The 16,965-nt window shown below is 45.1% G+C and carries 15 protein-coding genes; 11 read left to right on the top strand and 4 right to left on the bottom strand.

Going from position 1 to position 16,965, the window contains the following annotated elements:
- The first annotated feature begins 257 nt into the window (after window positions 1–257).
- Window positions 258–1,724: an alkaline phosphatase gene (locus Q8W40_RS13390; RefSeq protein ID WP_305397730.1), complete on the top strand. Its 1,467-nt coding sequence runs from the start codon at window positions 258–260 to the stop codon at window positions 1,722–1,724.
- Window positions 1,725–1,766: 42 nt separating this feature from the next.
- On the opposite strand, the gene Q8W40_RS13395 is transcribed toward Q8W40_RS13390, so the two are convergent.
- The 3 genes from Q8W40_RS13395 to Q8W40_RS13405 form a co-directional block, all read right to left on the bottom strand.
- Entirely contained in the window at window positions 1,767–2,021 is a 255-nt protein-coding gene (locus Q8W40_RS13395; RefSeq protein WP_305397731.1) for a DUF3624 domain-containing protein, read from the bottom strand.
- 188 nt (window positions 2,022–2,209) lie between these two features.
- The gene (locus tag Q8W40_RS13400) at window positions 2,210–3,661 is read right to left on the bottom strand and encodes a dihydrolipoyl dehydrogenase (protein ID WP_305397733.1); all 1,452 of its coding nucleotides are present in this window, start codon (window positions 3,659–3,661) and stop codon (window positions 2,210–2,212) included.
- Window positions 3,662–3,743: 82 nt separating this feature from the next.
- Window positions 3,744–4,475 carry a glutathione peroxidase gene (locus Q8W40_RS13405; RefSeq protein ID WP_305397734.1) on the bottom strand — a complete coding sequence of 244 codons (732 nt, stop codon included), beginning with the start codon at window positions 4,473–4,475 and terminating at the stop codon, window positions 3,744–3,746.
- Between the two features lie 179 nt (window positions 4,476–4,654).
- Here Q8W40_RS13405 and oxyR point away from each other — a divergent pair, with 179 nt between their 5' ends.
- Window positions 4,655–5,536, top strand: a complete 882-nt coding sequence (gene oxyR / locus Q8W40_RS13410; RefSeq protein WP_305397736.1) for a DNA-binding transcriptional regulator OxyR — start codon at window positions 4,655–4,657, stop codon at window positions 5,534–5,536.
- A 91-nt stretch (window positions 5,537–5,627) separates the two neighbouring features.
- Here the strand turns inward: oxyR and Q8W40_RS13415 are convergent, their stop codons facing one another.
- Complete coding sequence (locus Q8W40_RS13415) at window positions 5,628–8,123, bottom strand: penicillin-binding protein 1A (protein ID WP_305397738.1); 2,496 nt, start codon at window positions 8,121–8,123, stop codon at window positions 5,628–5,630.
- Window positions 8,124–8,267: 144 nt separating this feature from the next.
- Between Q8W40_RS13415 and pilM the strand changes: the two genes are divergently transcribed.
- The 9 genes from pilM to Q8W40_RS13460 all read left to right on the top strand — a co-directional run bounded on the left by pilM (window position 8,268) and on the right by Q8W40_RS13460 (window position 16,944).
- Window positions 8,268–9,284, top strand: coding sequence for a type IV pilus assembly protein PilM (gene pilM, locus Q8W40_RS13420; RefSeq protein ID WP_126606772.1), 1,017 nt, complete (start codon window positions 8,268–8,270; stop codon window positions 9,282–9,284).
- Entirely contained in the window at window positions 9,277–9,837 is a 561-nt protein-coding gene (locus tag Q8W40_RS13425; protein ID WP_305397740.1) for a PilN domain-containing protein, read from the top strand. The genes pilM and Q8W40_RS13425 overlap by 8 nt, the downstream gene beginning before the upstream one ends.
- Window positions 9,834–10,421 carry a type 4a pilus biogenesis protein PilO gene (locus Q8W40_RS13430; RefSeq protein WP_305397741.1) on the top strand — a complete coding sequence of 196 codons (588 nt, stop codon included), beginning with the start codon at window positions 9,834–9,836 and terminating at the stop codon, window positions 10,419–10,421. The genes Q8W40_RS13425 and Q8W40_RS13430 overlap by 4 nt, the downstream gene beginning before the upstream one ends.
- A complete protein-coding gene (locus tag Q8W40_RS13435) occupies window positions 10,414–10,926 on the top strand; it encodes a pilus assembly protein PilP (RefSeq protein WP_305397743.1) in 513 nt (170 codons plus the stop codon). The genes Q8W40_RS13430 and Q8W40_RS13435 overlap by 8 nt, the downstream gene beginning before the upstream one ends.
- 45 nt (window positions 10,927–10,971) lie before the next feature.
- Window positions 10,972–12,678 (top strand): type IV pilus secretin PilQ, encoded by a 1,707-nt coding sequence (locus Q8W40_RS13440; protein WP_370693387.1) that lies wholly within the window; start codon window positions 10,972–10,974, stop codon window positions 12,676–12,678.
- Window positions 12,679–12,866: 188 nt separating this feature from the next.
- Window positions 12,867–13,385, top strand: coding sequence for a shikimate kinase AroK (gene aroK / locus Q8W40_RS13445; RefSeq protein WP_101114086.1), 519 nt, complete (start codon window positions 12,867–12,869; stop codon window positions 13,383–13,385).
- Between the two features lie 22 nt (window positions 13,386–13,407).
- Window positions 13,408–14,496 carry a 3-dehydroquinate synthase gene (gene aroB, locus Q8W40_RS13450; protein WP_305397745.1) on the top strand — a complete coding sequence of 363 codons (1,089 nt, stop codon included), beginning with the start codon at window positions 13,408–13,410 and terminating at the stop codon, window positions 14,494–14,496.
- Window positions 14,497–14,526: 30 nt separating this feature from the next.
- Window positions 14,527–16,041, top strand: a complete 1,515-nt coding sequence (locus tag Q8W40_RS13455) for an AAA family ATPase (RefSeq protein ID WP_305397747.1) — start codon at window positions 14,527–14,529, stop codon at window positions 16,039–16,041.
- A 69-nt stretch (window positions 16,042–16,110) separates the two neighbouring features.
- Window positions 16,111–16,944 (top strand): Dam family site-specific DNA-(adenine-N6)-methyltransferase, encoded by an 834-nt coding sequence (locus tag Q8W40_RS13460; protein ID WP_126606769.1) that lies wholly within the window; start codon window positions 16,111–16,113, stop codon window positions 16,942–16,944.
- The last annotated feature ends 21 nt before the right edge of the window (window positions 16,945–16,965 follow it).

Genomic DNA, 16,965 nt, shown 5'->3' on the forward strand with positions numbered 1-16,965 from the left:
AGGAAGAGCGCGGTCATATTAATACCACTGCTTTTTCTTAGATGAATCTAAGAAGGCCCCTAACCAGATTTGGCTTAGGGGCTTTTTTCTTTTTCCGATCCAGCTCAATTTGAATTTCCTCTCTCTATTTATGAGTTGTTATAACATTACATATTCATTAAATTTTCATGAAACATTCACTTCATTGATACCTAAGCATACTTTTTGATCTTTAGAGTGTCCTCCGTTGATTATCAAACTACTTCGGAGATATCCCCATGAAAGGGCTTCAACTTTCTACGTTAGCAATTGGTGTGATTACCGCAGCGACCGTGAACGCCAATGTACCTCAGCAATCTGATACTTGGTACCAAGAAGCAAAAAGCGCGATTGCTGCTGCAAAAGAGCTTAAGCCAATTGATGGACCGGCAAAAAATGTGATTCTGTTTGTGGGCGACGGCATGAGCGTTGGCACCATAACCGCTGCACGTATTTATGCTGGCCAGCAAAAAGGTCAAAAGGGTGAAGAGTTTGTGTTGGCTATGGAGCGTTTGCCACATACGGCATTATCCAAAACATACAACACTGATATGCAAACTCCAGATTCTGCAGGAACGGCAACCGCGATGGTGTCGGGTGTGAAAACCAAAGCGGGCATCATTAACGTGAACGACAATGTTCAGCGTGGTTTTTGTAACACTCAGAAGGGAAATGAAGTCAAAACAGCTTTCCAAATGGCGGGTGAAAAAGGTTTGTCGTTAGGCGTGGTCTCGACTGCGCGTTTAACTCATGCTACTCCTGCGACAGCCTACGCGCATAGTGCTGACCGTAATTGGGAAAACGACGGTAAGCTTCCAAACATTGCGAAAAGCACAGGTTGTAAAGACATTGCTACGCAGTTTGTTGAGTTTGATTTCGGTAGTGGTTTCCAAGTGGCGTTTGGGGGCGGTCGACGTGAATTTATTCCCAATACGATGACCGATCCAGAAGGTAAGAAAGGTAAGAGAAAGGATGGGCGCAACTTAGTCAAAGAGTGGGAAGCGCGCTACCCGCAAGGAACCTATGTTTACGACCGAGCTGGTTTCGATAAGCTGAATGAAAACACCAAACGAGCATTTGGGTTGTTTGAAAGTAGCCATATGCAGTATGAAGCCGATCGTGTACAGGAAAACAAAGAGCCATCACTGGCTGAAATGACCTCCAAAGCCATCGAGATCCTGGAAAATAATCAGAAAGGCTATCTACTTATGGTGGAATCGGGCCGTATCGATCACGCCCACCACGCAGGTAATGCTGCACGAGCACTTGAAGACACGGTGGAATATGACCGTGCTATTAAAGCCGCTTTGGAAATGACGGATCCAAAAGAGACACTGATCGTAGTGACAGCCGACCACGCGCATACTCTGATTTCAAACGGTTACGCAGAACGCGGCAACCCAATTCTTGGTCTCTCTAAATCCAAAGGTAAATTCAATAAAGACGAATTTGGAAAAAACTACACTACGTTGGCGTATGGTAATGGTCCTGGTGCAGCAGAAGGGAAGCGTAGTGATTTGTCGGAAGAAGAAGTACTCAAGCTAGATTACTTGCAGCAATCATTGGTCAAGTTAGGCTCAGAAACACACTCTGGGGAAGATGTAGCGATTTTTGCTCGTGGCCCGCAAGCTTGGTTATTCCAAGGCGTGGTAGAGCAAAACTACATTTATCATGTGATTGATGAAGCGTTAAGGTTAACTAAGTAAGAATTAAGAAGTAGCCTTCATACAATAGAAGCCGCGCAGAAATCAGCGCGGTTTTTTATTGCGTGCTTGCCAAGGAAAAATTACAAACCTCATCCAAAGATGCATGGCAAGTAAGACATTGAAAGCAAAGCCAGCAAAAATTAACGTCACAGACTGAATACTATTGGGGGACTCTTTTAAGGCAAACCACCAAACCACCCAACACGCGACCGAAAGTACAGTAAGTTGATCCATGCATCGCTGGCAACGGCCTATTTTCTTCCAAAACCAGTTTTCTTGGCATGTTCGACACGGCATAAAGTCGCTTTTCGTTAAATAAATCTTTCAATAATTATAGCTAAACGAATTGCGTATCATAAGGATGCAAGTTCAAATTTAGATGAAATTAATGTGAAAAGACCCTGACTCTGGAGAGAAAGTCAGGGTAAAAAAGGACTTAGAAGCAATTTATTATTTTAAGTAGTGTATTTGTAGGCTGGATTGAATTAGCAACCCGGACCGCAATCCAAGCAGTGCTTAATCATTTCAGGACCAAGGTGTAACTTGGCATTTAAATCACGAAGTGCGGTTCGAACCCCTTCTTCAATCACAGGGTGATAGAAAGGCATGTCCAGCATTTCAGATATAGTCATCTTGTTTTGGTGCGCCCACGCTAGAAGGTGAGCTAAATGCTCCGCATTCGGTCCCATCATTTCTGCACCTAAGAATCGACCTGTGCCTTGTTCCCCATATACGTGTAAAACACCTTTATTGCGTAACATAACGCGAGAGCGACCTTGGCTTTCAAACGATACTTCACCCGTTGCAAAACAACCGCAGTTACCTAAACGCTGAGTGATCTGGTGATAAGTTTCTCCCACCATCGCGATTTGAGGATCCGAGAATACCGCGGAGATAGAAGAACGACGCAGCCCTGCACGAATGTCTGGGAAGCGGCCCGCATTATCACCTGCAATACGACCTTGATCGGCAGCTTCGTGAAGCAACGGGATCTGGTTGCTTGCATCGCCGGCGATAAAGATGTTTTCAACCGACGTTTGCAGTGTGTAGTGATCCGCTTTTGGGACACCTCGATCATCTAAATCTATATCCGTATTTTCCAGATCCAGTTTATCAACGTTCGGGCGGCGACCCGTTGCAGCCAATACGTATTCGGTAACGAAGGTTTCAAGCTCGCCGTCGTGATTAATAAACTGGATCTCAACCTTATCATCGACGCGCTTCATGTTTTCGACTTTGACGTCGGCATCTAGGTAAAACTCTTCACTGAAAGCTTTATTGGCGTAAGCCATGACTTCAGGATCGGTCAGTGGACCGACTTGCCCACCTAAACCAAACAGCTTCACATCAACCCCTAATCGGTGAAGTGACTGTCCTAGTTCCAAACCAATTACCCCTGGTCCAAATACCGCGACAGAGCTAGGAAGATCATCCCAATCAAACACATCATCATTGACGATAAGGCGATCGCCTAATTCATTCCAGACGCCTGGATAGGCAGGGCGAGAACCCGTCGCAATCACAATGCGTTGCGCTTTTACCTCAGTATGATCATCGATGATCAGGGTGTTGTTATCGACAAATTTTGCGTAACCCGATATTTTGTCTTCTGCTGGAATGTCATCCACACCTTCTAATACAAACCCGACGAAGCGATCACGTTCACGCTTTACTCGATCCATTACTTCACGACCATTGATGACGATCTCGCCTTGCGGGTGAATACCGAAGCCTGGTGCTTTTTCAATTTGGTGAACACTTTCAGCAGCAGCGATGAGCAATTTAGACGGCATACAACCTACGCGAGCACATGTTGTACCATAAGGCCCACCTTCGATCATCACGACATTTGATGTATGCGCTTTTGCGGTTCGATATGCGCCAAGACCAGCGGTGCCGCCACCAATAATCGCTACATCAACATTCAGTTGTTTCATAATGGATTCTCTTTAATGTCGGTTTGGAATGAAAAGCCCGAGTTTCCTCGGGCTTAGTTCAGGAATACGTCGTTACTTTGGATTACTTAAGAAGAAAGCTTTCGAGTTCTTCACTGCCACCAATGTGTTTACCACCAATAAATACTTGTGGAACCGTTGCACGACCAGTGATAGCTCGTAAGCTGACGGTTGTTGCATCTTTACCCAGAATCACTTCTTCATATTGAAGACCGTGATCAATCAGATTTTGTTTCGCTTTCGCACAGAAAGGGCAACCTGGTTTTGAGAATACGGTAATGGATTCCTGAGTTTTGTAATCCGGAGCGATGTAACCAAGCATAGTGTCTGCATCCGAAACCTTGAACGGGTCGCCTGGCTCGTTTGGTTCAACAAACATTTTCTCAACAACGCCATTCTTCACCAGCATGCTGTAGCGCCATGAACGCTTACCGAAGCCTATGTCATTTTTATCGACTAACATGCCCATGCCATCAGTAAATTCACCATTTCCATCTGGGATGAAAGAAATGTGCCCTGCTTCTTGGTCTTCTTTCCAAGCATTCATAACAAAAGTGTCATTCACAGATATACAGACGATTTCATCGACGCCGTGTTCTTTGAATACAGAAAACAGTTCGTTGTAGCGTGGTAGGTGGCTTGATGAACATGTTGGCGTAAATGCACCGGGTAAGCTGAATACGATGACAGTCTTGTCTTTAAAAAGGTCATCTGATGTCACGTTTACCCAAGCATCGCCTTTGCGAGTCGGAAAAGTGACCTGTGGTACAGTTTGACCTTCTTTTGATGCGAACATGTTGGTTTCCTCTTTGGATTTTTGAATTCTTACGTGTAGCCGACCTTAATCAGCGTAGCTGGCTTTTGTTTATTCAGCCTGTTTCGTTTTGTTGAGTCCATTATTCAATGATCGGGTTGATAGCTCCAATCGTTTATTGTTATGGTATTGATAGATAATTTCTATTTTAGGGTGGAAAGATGAACATTCGTGATTTCGAATACCTAGTGTCTCTCGCTGAGCACAAACACTTTCGCAAAGCTGCAGAAGCGTGTTTTGTTAGCCAGCCCACGTTGAGTGGTCAAATTCGCAAGTTGGAAGATGAATTAGGGACAGCGCTTTTAGAGCGCAGTAGCCGCAGAGTGTTGTTTACCGAGTCGGGTTTGCAACTTGTGGATCAAGCGAAGAGAATTCTGGGTGAAGTGAAGTTATTTACCGATATGGCAACCTTGCAGGGCAAAGAGATGAGTGGTCCTTTGCACATCGGTTTTATTCCTACGGTTGGTCCTTACTTACTCCCTAAAATCATTCCACAGCTTAAAGAGCAGTTCCCAGACTTAGAACTGTTTTTGCATGAAGCGCAAACCCATCAGCTCGTTAGGCAACTTGAAGAAGGGCGGTTAGATTGTTTAGTGCTGGCATCGGTTACAGAGACCGAGCCCTTTAAAGAGTTGGATCTTTACAACGAACCCATGAGCGTTGCTGTGCCTTGTGATCACGAATGGGCAGAACGCGATGAAATAGACATGCTGGAACTAAATGGTAAGACGGTTCTTGCGTTAGGTGATGGGCATTGTTTACGGGATCAAGCGCTAGGGTTTTGTTTTGCTGCGGGTGCGCGTGATGACGAACGCTTTAAAGCGACCAGCCTTGAAACGCTGCGTAATATGGTTGCCGCTGGTGGTGGTATTACCCTGCTACCTGCATTGTCGGTTCCCGCTGAGAAGAAGCGGGATGGCGTATGCTACGTACGTGCCAGTAACCCTCAACCAAGCCGACGTATTGTGTTGGTTTATCGACCGGGTTCTCCACTTCGAAACCGTTTTGAACAGCTGGCTGAGAGTATTTCTGAGCTTGTATAAAGCGAGAATAGACGGTTAGTTGGAAATGAAAAAGGCGCTGATGCGCCTTTTTTTATACAGAATTAGAAATTGTTGGGGTTAATTCATGCGATTAAAACAGCTCTTCACCGTCCTCGCTGTATATGGCTTCGCTTATAGGATCGTGAGCATACTCTCTTGGCTCCGTTCCGCGTCTGAAGTATTCAAACATGGTTGAGTCGTCAGATTTATTGGTAAGCAGCCCCGATTCCGCATCAATACGGGTTCGAATGATGCCCGTAGGTAATTTTTTACGTACGGCAGGGACATCTTCCAGTGCGACTTTCATAAAGTTTACCCAAGCTGGCTGCGCCGTTTTCGCTCCGGCCTCTGCTCCGGTAATTTGGTCTTTACCTAAGTTCGGGTTTACCACACTGCGACCGAGCTCTCTTTGGTGGTTATCAAAACCTACCCACGTAATAGCTACCATTCCCGGTGCGTAACCGTTGTACCATGCATCTTTAGAATCATTGGTGGTTCCTGTTTTTCCGCCTATGTCGCGACGCCCCAACTTCTTAGCGCGCCAGCCAGTACCATTCCAACCCGTGCCTTTACGCCAGTTGCCACCACCCCATACGTTGCTGTACATCATCTCGCGCATTAAGAAGGCGGTTTGTTCTGAAATAACTTGAGGCGCGTAGGGGGAATCGACATCCTGCTCTTCAAACTCGTTGCTCTTTTGGGTTTGGCAATCTTTGTGGCAAACCACCTTTGGATTGGCTTCCAATATAGGCCTACCAAACGCATCTTCCACACGGCTTATGTAGTAAGGCTCGACAAAATAACCGCCATTCGCGAAAACAGAATAGCCCTGGGCCATTTTGACTGGAGTTAAACTACCTGCACCCAACGCGATAGTTTCAGAGCGAGGAAGCTGGTCTTTTTCGAAACCAAATCGAGTAAGGTAGTCAATGGATTCGTCCAGTCCAACTCGGCGTAAGATTCGTACGGCCATGACATTCTTTGACTGAGCGAGTCCAACGCGCATGCGAGTAGGACCAGTGTATGTCGGTGGTGAGTTTTTCGGACGCCACGCGGTGCCTTGGCTCTTGTCCCATTTGTTGACGGGGGCGTCGTTAATCAAACTCGCCAGTGTCATGCCTTTATCGATGGCGGCAGAGTAAATGAATGGCTTTATGCTCGAACCTACTTGACGAACAGATTGAGTGGCACGATTAAACTTACTGTGAACAAAGTTGAAACCGCCAACCAATGACACAACGGCACCGTCATTTGGATTCATTGCGACAAATGCGGTATTGGCGTCTGGCACTTGAGCAAGTTTCCACGCCCACTGTTGTTCTAGTTTGTCATCACTTGCTGGAAGCGAAAGCTTGCGCACCCAGATTTGATCTCCGACGGATAAAATCTCCGGCGCTTTTTTAGGTGCACTACCTTGGCGTTTGTCACTTCTAAATTTACGAGCCCATTTCATCGCATCCCAATCGAGAGATGAGAAATTTTGGTTCTTAATGTAAATCTTGGCGGATTTCTCTCCGACTTCAGTAACGATGGCGGGGATGAGCTTTCCGTAAGTTGGCACTGTGCGTAGGTGTTTGCGCATTTTGTCCTCAGTCCAAGGCACTTCACCTGTAGCCCAAAGCTCTTCTTCTGCGCCGCGATAACCGTGTCTCTCATCGTAGCCCAACAAATTATTGATGGTAGCTTCATTGGCAGCTTGTTGCAGCTTGGAGTTCACGGTTGTGTAGATTTTCATACCCGATGTATACGCATCTTCACCGTAGTTTTCTAATGCCCAAGAGCGTGCGATTTCAGCGGCATAAGGCGCACTGAGTTCAATTTCTGCCCCGTGGTATTTTGCCACAATGGTTTCTGAACGAGCGGAATCGTACTGTTCTTGAGTGATGTACTTTTCATCAAGCATACGCATCAGTACGACATTTCGACGTTTGGTGGCACGCTCTACGGAGCGAATTGGATTAATGCTAGACGGGGCTTTTGGCATTCCAGCCAAAGTTGCAAGTTCACTTAAAGATAAATCACTTAATTCTTTACCGAAATAGACTTGAGCTGCGGCCCCAAATCCATAAGAACGATAACCAAGAAAAATTTTGTTGATGTACAGCTCTAGAATTTCTTCTTTAGTCAGAAGCTGCTCAATGTGGATTGCGATAAAAATCTCTTTGATTTTCCGCATGATCTTTTTTTCGTTAGTAAGAAAGAAGTTTCTCGCCAACTGCTGGGTAATCGTACTTGCCCCTTGTTTCGCTGAACCTGTTGTTGCAACAACAATAGCGGCACGAACGATACCAATTGGATCAATACCGGGGTGATCGAAAAAACGGCTATCTTCGGTTGCAATCAGTGCATCAATAAGCTCTTGAGGGATGTCGTCGTGTGCAACGGGTACTCGACGCTTTTCACCAAATTGTGAGATCAGCTTTCCATCTTGACTGTATACCTGCATGGGCGTTTGCAGTTCTACGTCTTTTAGTGTTGCAACATCAGGGAGCTCAGGCTTTACATAAAAGTAAAACCCAATAATTGTGGTCACTCCCAAAATGGTGCAAACCAATGAAAATATTAACAAATGCTTTATGAACTTCACCGGAGAATCCCTGTTTAATTTGGCTATCTGGTTACATATCTTCTGTTACTGCGCTAAAACGTCAGGATTATTTTTTGGATATGTCTTAAACAACTCGTTTTTCCAACTTGCCGAGTGTAGCACTCTTTTAGGAGCCAAATCGCCATGGGTAGATCTTTAGTAATTGGCATCGATTTCGGTCATCACAGTATTAAAGCTGTCGCAATGAAGCCTATCGGCGAACTAATGCAATTGGTTGGTTATAATGAGCTTAATGTACCCGAAGATATTTTCTCTGAAAACCATACCCTCGATTATCAGAAGATTGTAAAGAAACTCAAAGAACTTAAAAAGGGCTTGCCTCTTTTTAGTCATCAAGTCGCAGTTTCCGTACCCGATAAGGCAGTGATCAGCAAAGTACTTCAAATTGAACAAGATATGGATGGGAGAGAGCAGGAGTTCGCTGTCCATCAAGCGTTTGGTCAGCAATCACCGATCCCACTCGAAGAATTAAGCCTCGACTTTATTGAAGTGGACCAAAAAGTCACGACTCGCAGTTCGACTTCCACTTTCCAAGTTTATGCGACACGTAAAGAGGTGGTCGACTCTCGTGTTACCGCATTAACGAAAGCCGGCTTTAAGCCTCTGACGATTGACGTCCATGCTAATAGCTTGTTGAAAGTATGGCGTTTGGCTAGCCAAGTTCACCCTGATAGAAGGCAGTGGATGCTGGTGGATATCGGTTTGAATCAAACATCTTTGTGTACTGTAGCGGCAGGCAGAACACCTTTCTATAAAGAAATCCCATTTGGTACTCAAAACGTTGCGCAGTCGCAAGCAATGTCTGATGCCATGACTCTGAGTAGCGATTCCGTCACCCAGAGTTTTGTCAAAGATCTGGGTGAAAAACTACAAAGACACATCAGTCTATACAATTCCGTAAACCCTCAACAAAACATTGATGGTATTTGGTTGAGCGGCGGTGGGGCTAATTTGGTGGGTATTGCTGACATGCTTAGTAAAGAACTTCGGCTCGAAACCTCGCCACTAAACCCGTTTGGGTTAGTAGAAAATGGCACTAAGCAGTCGGTAAAGCAATTGTCGGATTCTGCGGCATACGGCGTGGCAATGGGGTTGGCGATTAGTGGTGTCGAGTGGCTAAAAGGAAACCACCATGCATAGCATCAACTTATTGCCTTGGCGCGACGAGCTGCGTGCTAAATACCGCCGTCAGTTCTTTTCTTATCTCGCTGCTGCGATTTTGGTTGCCGTTGGCGTGCAGTGGGGCGCAGGTGTGTATTTCTCCCAGCAGAAAAGTATGCAAGAAGAGCGCAATGCCGAACTAACTCGACATATTTCTTATCTTGACCAGCAACTACGTGGGCTAAGTCAAGTTCGCGATCAGCATGAATCTATCCTAACTCGGTTGCGCTCGGTCGAAGCGCTGCAAATAAAACGCAATAAAACAACCGATTTTATGTCTCTGTTACCTGATGCCATTCCACCAGGCGTCTTCGTCGACAAAATTGAGATGAACGATTTTGAAGTAGAAATTAACGGCATCAGTGACAGTACAGCCAACATCACGACCATGCTCGATCTATTGGAGCGTTCTGCCAAACTCGCTGACGTGGAAATGCACTCAATTGTGTCGGGGAAGAAGTTGTTTGGCAAAGTGTTTAAGACATTCAAAGTGTCATTTGTATTTGCGCCTCAAAAGGATGAAAAATCATGATTGATTGGCAAGACCTTGATTTTGAAGACTTGCCAGAATGGCCACTTCCAGCGCAACTTTTGTTGTTTGGGCTTCTTTTTCTTTTGATACAGGCGCTGGGCAGCTGGTTTTATCTCGCGCCAATGAATGAAGAACTGGAGCAGCTGCGCCAAAAAGAACAAACCCTGAAAAGCACGCTGATCATCAAAACCAATAAAGTAGCCGCATTGCCTAAATTGGAAGAGCAATTAGATGAACTCAACAGCCGCTATGACTACTTGTTAAAGCAGTTACCTGAACAGAAAGAGTTGGCAAGTATGCTTGCGTCGGTCAATGAGTTAGGCATTCAACATGGGCTAACGTTTACCCGTATTGACTGGGGTGAAAAGCAAAATCAGGAATTCTTATATCGATTGCCTCTAAACATTGAATTGACAGGGACTTACCAAAATATTGGCGAATTTTCTGCGGCAATCGCTAATTTACCTCGAATCATAAATTTTGATGATGTTGATTGGCAGAGAGTGAGCCAGGAAAGCAGCACATTACACTTTAGGGTAAGGGCCTACACATATCAGTTTAAACCAGAGGTGAGTGATGAATAAGTCGCTAATGGGGCTGGTCGCAATTGCAGCTTTAAGTGGATGCCGTGCTAACCACGAACCGCTTCAGGACTTCATTTTGAAGACACAAGCCAACGCTTCTACACAAGTATCTAAGCTACAAGCAGAGCAGTCATTTAAGGCCAGTGAATATGTGCCAGTAACGGCTCGCGTCCCTTTTGCCTTACCTAAAATTGCGGTTGTTGAAACCCAGCCATCTTTGGTTAAGGACTGTTGGCAACCGGCAACTCGAAGGAAAAATGGCAAATTAGAAAGGTTTGCACTCACTCAACTCAAGTTAAAAGGGGTGATGGGGAGTGGCAAAAAAGTCTCGGGCATTATTCAGGTGCCTGATGGACATGTCGTCAAGGTAAAACAGGGACATTACCTTGGTTTAAACAATGGCAAGGTAATCAATATTACTCCAAAGCACCTGACGATTCAGGAAACATTACCTGATGGTCTTGGGTGTTGGCAGCAGCGTAACGTGAAACTCGCATTGAAATAAATTTTAGGATTTAAGATTAAAAGGGAAAAAGTCAATATGACGCAGATGTATCGTCGTGCTTTGCTTATCTTTATAGGGTTATTTGTTGCGACTGGAGCGTCTGCTCAATCCAATGAATTTGTAGGAATTGATTTTAGACTCAATAAAGACAAGCATGCACTGTTGGTGATTGAATTGGCGTCTAACGCAGCGGCTGTGGATATTCAGCCAATGCCCGATGGCTTGAACATCTCCTTGCATGAAACCAGCGTAGAAGATGAAAAGCTATTTGTTGTAGATGTAGCCGACTTTTCTACTCATGTAGAAAGTGTCGAAGTGTTTAGAGAAGGTTCGAATACTCGCCTATTTGCCACGACAAATGCCGCCTACAATTATGATTATCGATTACGTGATCGCTTTCTCGAGGTCACGGTTTCTGCCAAACCAAAAGATGAGCCTGAACAAGCCAGTATTCTTGAAAAAGACGGCAAGCTTATTTCGATCAACTTTCAAGACATCCCAGTTCGAAGCGTATTGCAGCTCATAGCGGACTACAATGGGTTCAACCTTGTTGTCTCAGATTCCGTATCCGGCAACCTCACATTAAAAGTTGATGATGTCCCTTGGCAGCAAGTACTCGACATCATTTTGAAAGTGAAAGGGTTGGACAAACGCGTTGAAGGTAACGTGATTTTGGTCGCCCCAAAAGAAGAGTTTGATAGCCGAGAGCAACAAGATCTTGAACAGGAGCGTTTGGCACAAGAGCTTGGCTCGTTGGAGTCAAAAATTATTGAAGTAAAGTTCGCCAAGGCGTCTGATATTGCCGATATGATTGGCGGTCATGGTGAAGTATCGATGCTTTCAGAGCGCGGAAGTATTTCGATAGATGAACGTACAAATGCTTTGTTAGTACGCGATTTACCTGAAAACATCGCTGTTGTTGAAGACATTGTCGAGTCGTTAGATATCCCTGTTAAGCAAGTTCAGATTGAAGCGCGTATTGTCACCATAACAGAAGGGGAAATTGAGGAGCTAGGGGTTCGTTGGGGCTTTAGTTCTACCAGTGGAACCAATACTGTTGGCGGGAGCATAGAAAACAATCTGGCAACCGTTGGGCTTTACCAAGCAGGCGGTGGCTCTGGTGGAGAAGGTGAAGGCGGAGGCGGCAGTTCAACCATTGATGACTTCCTTGCCGTTAATTTAGGCGCAACAAATAAAAATGCGGCGAGTATTGCGTTTCAGGTTGCAAAGCTTGGGACGGATACCTTGTTGGATCTGGAACTCTCTGCGCTCCAAACAGAAAACAAAGCGGAAATCATTTCCAGCCCAAGACTGATTACGACCAATAAAAAACCGGCTTATATTGAGCAGGGTACCGAAATTCCCTATCTTGAAGCTTCTTCTAGTGGTGCGACGACAGTGTCATTCCGAAAAGCGGTATTGAGCTTGAAAGTAACGCCTCAGATTACGCCAGACAACAAATTAGTGCTGGATCTGAGTGTAACGCAGGATAGACCCGGTAAAGTCGTAAAAACAGGGAACGGCGAAGCCCTTGCTATTGAAACTCAGAGAATTGGTACTCAAGTTTTAGTAGATAACGGTGAAACAGTTGTTCTGGGAGGAATCTATCAGCAAAGTGTGACAAATACCGTCGATAAGGTGCCACTTTTGGGTGATTTACCCCTATTAGGCGCACTTTTCCGTCGAAGTTACGAAAATTTAGGGAAAAGCGAATTGCTGATTTTCATTACGCCGAAAGTGGTTCTACAGTAGTGTTTGGTCAGATTCTCAATCATCGACAAAAAATAAGGTTGCATTCAAGGCATCATAATTGAGATAATTTTGGGTCTGATCACGAATTTATCTGTGAGGAAAAGGTGCCTTGAAGGCTTTCATATAGTGCCAATCTGGCTTACTTCAAGGCGATGTCATTGAATTAACGTTGTAAATTACTGCTTAACATGGCTGAAAAACGTAACATTTTTCTTGTTGGCCCAATGGGCGCCGGCAAAAGTACAATTGGTAGACACCTAGCTCAGCAACTTCATATGGAGTTTGTTGATTCTGACACGGTTATCGAAGAGCGCACAGGCGCTGATATAGCTTGGGTGTTTGATGTGGAAGGTGAAGATGGCTTCCGCCAACGCGAAGAAGCGGTCATCAATGATCTAACGGAGCAACAAGGTATTGTTCTGGCGACAGGTGGCGGCTCAGTCAAAAGTAAAGAAAACCGCAACCGTCTATCGGCTCGCGGTGTGGTTGTGTATCTAGAAACCACAATCGAAAAACAGCTAGCACGCACGAATCGCGATAAAAAGCGTCCTCTGCTGCAAACTGATAATCCTCGAAATGTGCTTGAGTCTCTGGCTGGAGAGCGTAACGGCTTATATGAAGAAGTAGCCGACTACGTAGTACGTACCGACGATCAAAGTGCAAAAGTAGTAGCCAACCAAATCGTAAAAATGCTAGAAGAACGTTAAGTTCAATTTCGGAGAGCAAACCATGGAACGGATTACGGTCGATCTTGGTGAGCGTAGCTACCCAATATCAATTGGTGCCGAGTTATTCAAAGACTCGGCGTACTTTTCTAACATATCTTCAAAGAAAGTTGTTGTTATCAGTAACGTAACAGTGGCTCCTCTTTATGCTGATACTATCGTTAGTAAGCTTGAGTCTCTTGGCCATGAAGCCAAGTTACTTGAGCTGCCTGATGGAGAGCAATACAAAAATCTAGACACGTTCAATACCATCATGACGTTTTTGCTTGAGGGCAATTACGGACGTGATGTGACGGTCGTTGCTCTAGGTGGTGGTGTAATTGGTGATTTGGTCGGATTCGCGGCAGCGAGCTATCAGCGCGGTGTCGACTTCATCCAAATTCCGACTACATTGCTGTCTCAGGTGGATTCTTCTGTCGGTGGAAAGACAGGAGTCAACCACTCGCTTGGTAAAAATATGATTGGTGCGTTCTATCAGCCCCAATCTGTAGTGATTGATACTGATTGCTTGAAATCTTTGCCTGAGCGCGAGTTTGCAGCAGGCATAGCTGAAGTTATTAAATACGGCATCATATACGATGGCGAGTTTTTCGCGTGGCTTGAAGATAACTTGGAGCGATTGTACGCGCTGGATGAAGGCGCGCTGACGTACGCCATTGCCCGTTGTTGTCAAATAAAAGCTGATGTTGTTGCTCAGGACGAGAAAGAGTCCGGTATTCGCGCACTGCTGAACCTTGGACATACATTCGGACACGCTATTGAAGCGGAAATGGGGTATGGAAACTGGCTTCACGGAGAGGCGGTATCATCAGGCACTGTAATGGCTGCAAAAACAGCGTTATTGCAGGGAATGATTGACCAGCAACAGTTTGAACGAATCCTATCTATACTTAAGAAATCCCGTTTGCCAGTGCATACGCCTAACAGTATGAGTTTCGAAGACTTTATCAAACACATGATGCGTGATAAAAAAGTACTTTCGGGCAAGCTCCGTTTGGTGCTGCCTACGGGTATCGGAACGTCTAAGGTTGTATCGGATGTTCCAAATCATGTTATTGAGCAGGCGATCGACGCATGTCGAGTAAGTGAGTAATACGCCTGCCGATTACCAAAGGTGGCGTCAATGAGTCTTGCTCATGAAATGCGAGTACTGGAAATAGAAACACAGACGGAGCTGCTTGACAGAGTGCAGCTCCTGACTCGTTTTGGCTCCAACTTAATCAATATCACTGGTAATTCTGGTTCAGGAAAAACCTGGCTTGCTCAGCGCTACCTTGAGGCTTGGGCATCTGAAAAGAACCAATCCCTCCTTCTCTGTTTTCCCACACAATCTGATGAGCAGCAACGTGCAATGATGCTCAATCAGATAGTGTCTGATCCCCTATTTAATGAACACGATACAATCATCGACAGCTTTTCTCGCTTGGTTGGTGATGAAGCATGCGATGTCGTGTTTGTCGTGGACGATGCTGAACTATTAAGTGAAGACTTGCTCGCCGAATTGTGGATGCTGGTCATCGAAGCTCAAAATCATCCTAAATGGTCAGTTAATGTGGTGCTTTTTTCGAAAGGGGACAGCCTAGAGCACATTTTGACTCGCATTAGCTATGGTCAAGAAACCAAACCTATCGATTTCGAAATAGAACCACTCAGTTCAGAAGAAGCAATCGCGTTCACTGAAGCGTTAGTTATTCGTTATACCGTTGGCGAAGACGCAAAGAAGAAGGTTCGTAAATCTATCGCAAAAACACAGCGACTACCGGGGCAGCTAATGGAATTAGGAAATAAAAAAGTGGAAAGAAGAGTCATCATCCGCTCAGTGATTGAATCACCTATTCGAATTGCTATCGTCGTATTGCTGCTGCTTTTGCTGATAGGCGGTGGATACTGGTGGTACTTAAATCAGCCGAATTTACTTGATGGCATTAATGCTGAAAACGGAGATGAGGCGTCACAAAACTTGGCATTAGAAGGCGACAGCGTTTCAAGTGGTTCCGGTGACGAACTTGTTTCTGGGATTAACTTAGATGATGTTACCGCCGATAACGGTTCAAGTACTGATAGTGATAGCAACGATGATTTTGCAGCTTTACCACCGCAAGTGACCGACCAAACAGCAGAAGTCGGACAAAGTGATGCCGGAAAACGTGTTGTGGTTCCGTCTGATGTTGTGGATGCGTTGTTGCAAGATGAAAGACCACCGCAAACCGTTACTATTATCGATGATGCAATTGAAGATGCTAAGACTGATGCAATTGCCAATGAAGAACTCAGCCAACAACCGCCAGTCGAAACTGAGACTGTGAATGAAGAATCAGCCCCTAAAGCGCTTACTTTTTCTTATGCGAGAGATGAATTGTCTGCGGTGTCCTCTAGGAACTACACACTTCAACTTGCTGCGCTCACCTCCAAAGAGGAAGTGCAAGATTTTATCGACTTACACCAAATTCAAGAAAGTGTTCGCATTTATCCAACAGTTCGAAATGGCACTGAGTGGTTTATCGTTACCTACAAAGATTTTCCAACCATTCAACAAGCACGTGATGCCGTTTCTGAATTGTCTGCTGACGTTCAAGCTTTAGGACCTTGGGCAAAATCCATGGTTCAAGTTCAGAGAGAGATTGAACGTGGGAAATAACGCTGAGGTTTGCTGCAAAATATGTTACATTCCGCAGCCTTATTTTGAGTAGTTGGAATTGAACGGTCGATGAAGAAACAACGTGCCTTTCTAAAGTGGGCTGGTGGTAAGTATGGCTTGGTGGAAGACATCCAGCGTCATCTTCCTCCTGCTCGAAAACTGATAGAGCCTTTCGTAGGTGCGGGCTCCGTGTTTCTCAATTCCGATTACGATCACTACCTGTTGGCAGACATCAATCCTGATCTCATCAACTTGTATAATCTTCTCAAAGAAGAGCCTGAAAAGTACATCGAAGAAGCCAAGCGTATGTTTACGCCTGAGCACAACCGAAAAGAAGTCTACCTTGATACTCGCGCGCAATTTAACCAAACAGACGATGTTCTCTTTCGCTCGGTTGCTTTCCTATACATGAACCGTTTCGGGTTCAATGGACTGTGTCGCTACAACAAAAAAGGTGGATTTAACGTTCCTTTTGGGTCTTACAAAAAGCCTTACTTTCCAGAAGATGAGTTAATTTTCTTCTCTGAAAAGGCGAAGAAAGCCACGTTTGTCTGTGAAGGGTATGCTGAGACCTTTAGTCGAGCTCGCAAGGGCAGCGTGGTGTATTGCGATCCCCCTTACGCCCCTCTGTCTACCACTGCCAATTTCACCTCTTACGCAGGAAATGGTTTTTCTTTGGACGACCAAGGAGAGCTGGGTGAGATTGCAGAAAAAACAGCAAAACAACGAGGTATTCCCGTTCTTATTTCCAACCACGATACCGCATTGACTCGCCGTCTGTACAAAGGGGCAAAATTGAATGTGGTGAAAGTGAAGCGCACGATCAGTCGTAATGGTGCGGGTAGAAATAAGGTCGATGAATTACTTGCATTGTTTGAACCAGTCACTCCTGAAAAAGAATAAATTCTGGGATCTCTTCTCACT

The organism is Vibrio penaeicida (assembly GCF_030689305.1).
GTDB classification, from domain to species: domain Bacteria; phylum Pseudomonadota; class Gammaproteobacteria; order Enterobacterales; family Vibrionaceae; genus Vibrio; species Vibrio penaeicida_B.

Coding starts and splice junctions, on each gene's coding strand:
- Q8W40_RS13405 (WP_305397734.1), bottom strand. CDS start 4,475: ATGTTCGCATCAAAAGAAGGTCAAACTGTACCACAGGTCACTTTTCCG.
- pilM (WP_126606772.1), top strand. CDS start 8,268: ATGGGTAGATCTTTAGTAATTGGCATCGATTTCGGTCATCACAGTATT.
- Q8W40_RS13440 (WP_370693387.1), top strand. CDS start 10,972: ATGTATCGTCGTGCTTTGCTTATCTTTATAGGGTTATTTGTTGCGACT.
- Q8W40_RS13390 (WP_305397730.1), top strand. CDS start 258: ATGAAAGGGCTTCAACTTTCTACGTTAGCAATTGGTGTGATTACCGCA.
- aroB (WP_305397745.1), top strand. CDS start 13,408: ATGGAACGGATTACGGTCGATCTTGGTGAGCGTAGCTACCCAATATCA.
- Q8W40_RS13430 (WP_305397741.1), top strand. CDS start 9,834: ATGATTGATTGGCAAGACCTTGATTTTGAAGACTTGCCAGAATGGCCA.
- Q8W40_RS13395 (WP_305397731.1), bottom strand. CDS start 2,021: ATGCCGTGTCGAACATGCCAAGAAAACTGGTTTTGGAAGAAAATAGGC.
- Q8W40_RS13460 (WP_126606769.1), top strand. CDS start 16,111: ATGAAGAAACAACGTGCCTTTCTAAAGTGGGCTGGTGGTAAGTATGGC.
- Q8W40_RS13435 (WP_305397743.1), top strand. CDS start 10,414: ATGAATAAGTCGCTAATGGGGCTGGTCGCAATTGCAGCTTTAAGTGGA.
- Q8W40_RS13425 (WP_305397740.1), top strand. CDS start 9,277: ATGCATAGCATCAACTTATTGCCTTGGCGCGACGAGCTGCGTGCTAAA.
- oxyR (WP_305397736.1), top strand. CDS start 4,655: ATGAACATTCGTGATTTCGAATACCTAGTGTCTCTCGCTGAGCACAAA.
- Q8W40_RS13455 (WP_305397747.1), top strand. CDS start 14,527: ATGAGTCTTGCTCATGAAATGCGAGTACTGGAAATAGAAACACAGACG.
- aroK (WP_101114086.1), top strand. CDS start 12,867: ATGGCTGAAAAACGTAACATTTTTCTTGTTGGCCCAATGGGCGCCGGC.
- Q8W40_RS13400 (WP_305397733.1), bottom strand. CDS start 3,661: ATGAAACAACTGAATGTTGATGTAGCGATTATTGGTGGCGGCACCGCT.